The 637-nt window shown below is 65.8% G+C and carries 1 protein-coding gene and 1 pseudogene; both read left to right on the forward strand.

The genetic code is table 11. The features are described from left to right. On the forward strand, window positions 1–475 hold a 475-nt coding region (locus EOA29_RS39100; RefSeq protein ID WP_189479173.1), incomplete at its 5' end, for an L-serine ammonia-lyase, iron-sulfur-dependent, subunit alpha. 81 nt (window positions 476–556) lie between these two features. Further along, window positions 557–637 (forward strand): annotated as a pseudogene (locus EOA29_RS39105) (DUF1489 domain-containing protein); the annotation flags it as partial.

The following is a 637-nucleotide window of genomic DNA, read 5'->3' on the forward strand; positions in this document are numbered from 1 at the left end:
GCGCTACTGGCTGCATTTTCATCCCGAGGCCGACCAGCCGAGCATTCGCGACTTCCTGCTCACCGCGGCCGCCGTCGGCGGCATCATCAAGTCCAACGCCTCGATCTCCGGCGCCGAGGTCGGCTGCCAGGGCGAGGTGGGTTCGGCCTCGGCGATGGCTGCGGCGGGCCTATGCGCGGTGATGGGCGGCACGCCGGAGCAGGTGGAGAACGCCGCCGAGATCGCGCTGGAGCATCATCTCGGCATGACCTGCGATCCGGTCGGCGGCCTGGTGCAGGTGCCCTGCATCGAGCGCAATGCGCTGGGCGCGGTCAAGGCGGTCACCGCCGCTTCGCTCGCCATCAAGGGCGATGGCACGCATTTCGTGCCGCTCGACGCGGCGATCGAGACCATGCGCCAGACCGGCCTCGACATGAACGAGAAGTACAAAGAGACCAGTCTCGGCGGGCTGGCGGTAAACGTCGTCGAGTGCTGAGGGGACTGGCCCACGAACCGGCACTGTGGAGAACTCGCTCAGGACATTGACGCTCTGGTCTGCCTGGCTAAATCTTGGGGCATGTCACTCAATCTCATCAAGCTCTGTGTCGGCTGCGACAGCGTCGAGGATCTGGAGGAGTGGATTGCCTTCCGCCTCGAC

Source organism: Mesorhizobium sp. M1E.F.Ca.ET.063.01.1.1 (genome assembly GCF_003998155.1).
Lineage (GTDB): Bacteria > Pseudomonadota > Alphaproteobacteria > Rhizobiales > Rhizobiaceae > Mesorhizobium.